Consider the following 4,949-nt stretch of genomic DNA (forward strand, 5'->3'; position numbering starts at 1 on the left):
AGTAAAAACATTTTGGCCGCAGGACTTGCGGTGTCAGTCTGTAGAGCGACCATAAGACCAGAACAGAGTAAATCTGTTAAGGCAGGTGCGGAACCCCGCAAGGGAAAGAAGCAGAAACCCAAATCGTGAGGTTTGGGAATCGCCGTCCGTTTTACGGCGGCGAGGATGTCAAGAGGGTATTAAAGGTTATGCTGAAAAGTTAGGGGGTTTTTTCGTCCTAGTCTAACGTGGTATTCCCTAGATTTTCCCTATGTCTTTACATTCTCTTGACAAAATTTTGGCGGTTATTACTCAACAGGCGGGTTGGGAAGAATATCGCCACTATGATCAAGTGCTGCAATTGTGGCCAAAAATTATTAATCCCCGTCTGCTTGAGCAAACCCGGCCTTTTTCCCTGAGTCGCGGGGTTTTATCGGTGGCTACCAGTAGCGCCGCTTTAGCACAGGAATTGTCTTTACAACGCTATAGCTTATTAAAACGGCTTAATAGTCAGTTAGAGACTCCCTTGAGCGATATCCGCTTTTCTGCTGCCCGTTGGCAGCAGGATAGTCAGTTAATTCCGCTAGAAGCGATCGCGCCTAATTCCCTCAGAGATCATCCTAGCTATGTCACCCCGGAAAAACCGCCAGAAAATCCCCAGCAACCGGACATTTTAGAGACTTGGAGCCAGAAAATACGTCATAGAACCCGATCCTGGCCAATTTGCCCTCGTTGTCAGTCTCCCACTCCCTCCGGAGAGCTTGAGCGTTGGCAATGTTGTGCTTTTTGTTTTGCCCAGTCGGGCGGGGTAAAAGATTCAATTTTTTTATAGTATTGTGGAAAGAGTGGTTTTGAGTCAGGAATCAATTGGCCGATCTTTTCTGTCTTAATTGAACCTGTATTCATCAATTCTATCGAGCTAAGGCTTGATCCCCGTTCTGTTATTGCTGATACTAGACCCAATAACCTCGGCCACAACTGAGTTGAAATCTTCAGTTTTGAGACAGTGCTGCTTTTTGCAAAGTAACTATTAAAAGATTCTAAAAATAAAATTTTTTTTGGGGATCACTAAAAACTATATGGCATATCAGTTCTAGCTGTGGTAGTCAGGAAAATACCCTTGGCAGAGAGTAGGACAATATTACACAGAGCGAAAAGAGAGTCATCCCTTGAGTTCCTTATAATCATCTTCCTTTTAAAGCCAAACCATGCAAGCCGCAAACTTTCTTACCTCTTCCTGTCGATACTGCCGATACTATCAAACCCAAGGTCGGCGCGGTGGCACTTGTCAACAACTAGATGTTCCCGTCGAAGCTCATTGGAAAGCCTGCGCTCTAGCGATGCCTCCTTTTAGCACTGAATGGCAACAACTCAATCGGGTGGTTAGTTTAGAACAGTCTCTAGAATTAACCTGTGCAGTGTCGCCAACTCCCGTGGTGGTTTCCCCTCGTCGTCATGCTCCCCGACAACCGATCGCGGTTTAGAAGATCTGGGGCCTAAACAGGAGCAAAAAATTGGCGTTGCCCATTCAAAATATGAATTCACCCTCCCACATCTTTTAGGGTGCTATTTTTGAGATAATAGATAGGTTGATTGCCAAGATAAAGCTGGAAAAGGCGAGAGGCAGTCGGCAGGAGTCAGGAGATTATTTTTATTTATTCTCCCCACTTCCCACACCCCACTTCCCGATAATTAATGTCTCCAGAATGCCCCCGATGACTTCTAATCATCCCCTGAAAATTGGTATAGTTGGGACGGGGTTCGCCGCTCAACGTCGCGCTGAAAGCTTGCAAGCAGATGATCGCGCTAGGCTTCTGTATGTTAGCGGTAATAGTGCCGAATCGATCGCTAATTTCTCGCAAAAATACCAAATTTCTGCCCTAGATTCGGCAGTAAGCCTGGCCAGCCATCCCGATCTCGATCTGATTGTCGTTGCCAATGTTAATCAGGCCCATGCCTCGATCGCCCGTACTGCCTTAAAATCCGGTAAGCACGTTATCGTCGAGTATCCCCTAGCTTTCCACCCGGCAGCGGCAGCAGAATTAATCACCCTAGCCGAAACCGAGAACAAATTACTGCACGTCGAACATATTGAACTTTTGGGGGGACTGCATCAAACCCAACAGCAGTATTTAGCCACCCTCGGCAATATCCACCTAGCCCGTTATACCACGATCGCCCCTGGCAGACCAGCACCCCAGCGCTGGACATTTCATCGGGATTTATTCGGTTTTCCTTTGATTGCTGCCCTTTCTCGTATCCATCGCTTGACTAATTTATTTGGGGAAGTGGAGTCCGTATCCTGTCATTGTCGTTATTGGAATGCCCCGGAATCCGATTATTTTCTGGCCTGTTTGTGTGAGGCGCAGTTATTATTTAAAAATGGCTTAATTGCCGAAGTTACCTACGGCAAAGGGGAAGTTTTTTGGCAGAATGAGCGAACTTTCACTATTCATGGCGAGGGGGGTAGCTTAATTTTTGAAGGGGAAACAGGGCAGTTAATTAATAGTGAAGGTAGCCAAGCTTTAGAAGCGGAAACCCGTCGCGGTCTTTTTGCCAAAGATACCGCCATGGTACTAGATTATCTGTTCGATCGGGTTCCTCTCTATGTTACTCCCCAAGCCAGTCTTTATGCCCTAGAAGTGGCCTATGCTGCCTATCAATCTTCCTTGTCGGGAAAAACAGTTTTTCTCTCGGCCAATTAAACCGACTTAGACTTTTTGAATTAACTTTCTGCCTAGTAAACCCTGGGGACGAACTAACAACATAATAAAGAGAATAGCAAAAGCGATCGCCTCTCGATAACCGGAATATTCTGCGGGAACAAAAGCTTCGGCAATACCCAATAATAAACCACCGATTACCGCTCCGGGGATACTTCCCAATCCCCCTAAAACAATCACTCCTAAACCTTTTAATCCGAAAGCAATGCCGAAATAGGGACCAGCGATACTAACACTAGAACCGACTAAAGTTCCTGCTAAACCTGCCAAGGCACCACTAATAAAAAAGGTAATCACGATAAATTTTTCGGGATTGATCCCCAACAAACTGGCAGTGGTGACATCTTCAGCTACCGCTTGTAAAGCTTTGCCCATTTTGGTAAAATTAACCCAATAAGTCAGTAAAGCTACCATAACTGCTGAAACCAGAAAAATAATCATCTGAATTGTGCGAATTGCCACGGGGCGATCGGCTGTACCAAAATTAATTGCGAGGGGAAGATTGCCATAAATCCCATCGGGAAAAGTATAAATTTCTGCCCCGAATAAGTATTGAATGACATTGACAATCACCAAGGCTGCCCCTAGGCTAGAAACCAGAGTTAAGAGAGAATCGGAACCCCGTACCCGGAGGGGTTTAAAGGCCAATCTTTCCAGAAGAACCGAGGTGAAACCTGAAAGGATACAGCCTAGCAAAAGTGCCAAAAAAAAGGGTAAGGAAAAGGGTAATTTGGCATTAGCTAATAAACCATTAAAACCGAAAACTCCCCCCGCTAGAGCGTAGGTAAAATAGGCACCGAGGGTAAAAATTGCGCCATGGGCAAAATTGATAATCCCTAAAATGGAAAAAATCAAAGTGTAACCGAGGGCAAAAATAGCATAGACACTACCGATCGATAAACCGTTTAAAACCTGTTGAAAAATCGTTACTAGATCCATTGTCAGGGTTAGCTAGGGTGACTTTTGATTATAACTGACGGTCGCCACCACATCTGGTAAAGGACGCTGCAGTTTATATAACCAGAATAAACCGAAAATACCGATAGCGATCGCCGCTAAACTAATTATTTGCGCCATTTTCAAAAGCCCAAACATTAAACTATCGGTGCGTAGCCCCTCGATCCAGAATCTACCTAGACTGTAGGCGATAAAATAGACTAGGGTAAGGGTGCCAATTTTTAATTTACTAGGGTGTTTTAAACCCCAGAAAAATAGATAGATGAGTAGGGCAAAAACTCCCAGATTCCAGAGAGATTCGTAGAGAAAAGTGGGGTGAAAATAATCGACGGTGATATATTCTAAAGGACGACTAGCCGGAGGAATAAACAACTTCCAAGGTAAATTAGTCGGACTGCCAAAAGCTTCCGAATTAAAAAAGTTACCCCAACGTCCGATCGCTTGACCGAGAATAACTGAAGGTGCCACCAGATCGAGTAATTGCCAAAGAGAAACCCGATTAACGCGGGCAAAGATTAGGGCTGCCAGCAAACCCCCGATAATTGCCCCGTGAATAGCGATACCTCCCTTCCAAATGGCGATAATATCAGCAGGATTTTGCGCGTATTCTTGCCACTGAAAGAGAACATAGTACAGACGGGCTGCAGGTATAGCCCCCACTACTAACCAAATGGCCAAATCAGCGATTAAATCCGGATCGATCGCTCTTTTTTGGGCGAGGTACTGGGAGAGGGTGACACCCAATAATACCGCCATAGCGATGAGAAATCCATACCAGCGCACCGAAATTGGTCCGATCTCCCAGAGGACGGGGCCGGGAGACTGAAAGACAAAACCTAAGAGCATAAAATTATTAAGAATAAAAAATTTTATCTTTCCTATAGTATCTTATGCTATGATGAAATACGGTGACATATTTGCGGATGTGGCGGAATTGGTAGACGCGCTAGATTTAGGTTCTAGTGTCTTTGATGTGTGGGTTCGAGTCCCTCCATCCGCATTAACCCTGGGGTCGATGAAGTGTAACCTAATTTGGTATTGACGACCGACGAGCCAAAAGGAAAACTTGTTAATTTCCATTTTTGAGACTCCGATTCGGGAAATTGGTATTGTAAAGTTTCAATACAAATATAGTCAGATATAGTCAGGCATGGTAATATATAGACATGAAACTATCAGACTATGCAAAAAAAGCAGGAATAAGTTATCGAACGGCTTGGAGATGGTGGAAACAAGGGAATTTAACAGGTTATCAATTGCCTTCTGGTACAATTATCATAACGGATGACA

General features: G+C 44.7%; 5 protein-coding genes, 1 tRNA gene and 1 pseudogene. 5 read left to right on the forward strand and 2 right to left on the reverse strand.

Going from position 1 to position 4,949, the window contains the following annotated elements; translation table 11 throughout:
- From IM479_RS20355 to IM479_RS20370, 4 genes and pseudogenes are all read left to right on the forward strand, one after another.
- Nucleotides 1-129, forward strand: a pseudogene (locus IM479_RS20355) (RNA-guided endonuclease TnpB family protein); the annotation flags it as partial.
- Nucleotides 130-250: 121 nt separating this feature from the next.
- A complete protein-coding gene (locus IM479_RS20360) occupies nucleotides 251-811 on the forward strand; it encodes a DciA family protein (protein WP_287075830.1) in 561 nt (186 codons plus the stop codon).
- Nucleotides 812-1,187: 376 nt separating this feature from the next.
- Nucleotides 1,188-1,463: a hypothetical protein gene (locus IM479_RS20365; protein ID WP_002785575.1), complete on the forward strand. Its 276-nt coding sequence runs from the start codon at nucleotides 1,188-1,190 to the stop codon at nucleotides 1,461-1,463.
- A 222-nt stretch (nucleotides 1,464-1,685) separates the two neighbouring features.
- Complete coding sequence (locus tag IM479_RS20370; RefSeq protein ID WP_287684035.1) at nucleotides 1,686-2,684, forward strand: Gfo/Idh/MocA family protein; 999 nt, start codon at nucleotides 1,686-1,688, stop codon at nucleotides 2,682-2,684.
- A gap of 6 nt (nucleotides 2,685-2,690) precedes the next feature.
- Here IM479_RS20370 and IM479_RS20375 read toward each other — a convergent pair whose 3' ends face one another.
- Together IM479_RS20375 and lgt are read right to left on the reverse strand one after the other, a co-directional pair.
- The gene (locus IM479_RS20375; RefSeq protein WP_287684032.1) at nucleotides 2,691-3,641 is read right to left on the reverse strand and encodes a branched-chain amino acid ABC transporter permease; all 951 of its coding nucleotides are present in this window, start codon (nucleotides 3,639-3,641) and stop codon (nucleotides 2,691-2,693) included.
- A 12-nt stretch (nucleotides 3,642-3,653) separates the two neighbouring features.
- The gene (gene lgt, locus IM479_RS20380; protein WP_287684033.1) at nucleotides 3,654-4,505 is read right to left on the reverse strand and encodes a prolipoprotein diacylglyceryl transferase; all 852 of its coding nucleotides are present in this window, start codon (nucleotides 4,503-4,505) and stop codon (nucleotides 3,654-3,656) included.
- A 73-nt stretch (nucleotides 4,506-4,578) separates the two neighbouring features.
- Here lgt and IM479_RS20385 point away from each other — a divergent pair.
- Nucleotides 4,579-4,659: transfer RNA gene (locus IM479_RS20385), tRNA-Leu, on the forward strand.
- Nucleotides 4,660-4,949: the final 290 nt, after the last annotated feature.

This window comes from Microcystis sp. M165S2, from assembly GCF_020245885.1.
In the GTDB taxonomy this organism is placed as follows: Bacteria; Cyanobacteriota; Cyanobacteriia; order Cyanobacteriales; family Microcystaceae; genus Microcystis.

Bases quoted from the DNA above. Each gene is read 5' to 3' on its own strand.
- IM479_RS20370 (WP_287684035.1), top strand. From the start codon at position 1,686: ATGCCCCCGATGACTTCTAATCATCCCCTGAAAATTGGTATAGTTGGG.
- IM479_RS20375 (WP_287684032.1), bottom strand. From the start codon at position 3,641: ATGGATCTAGTAACGATTTTTCAACAGGTTTTAAACGGTTTATCGATC.
- IM479_RS20360 (WP_287075830.1), top strand. From the start codon at position 251: ATGTCTTTACATTCTCTTGACAAAATTTTGGCGGTTATTACTCAACAG.
- IM479_RS20365 (WP_002785575.1), top strand. From the start codon at position 1,188: ATGCAAGCCGCAAACTTTCTTACCTCTTCCTGTCGATACTGCCGATAC.
- lgt (WP_287684033.1), bottom strand. From the start codon at position 4,505: ATGCTCTTAGGTTTTGTCTTTCAGTCTCCCGGCCCCGTCCTCTGGGAG.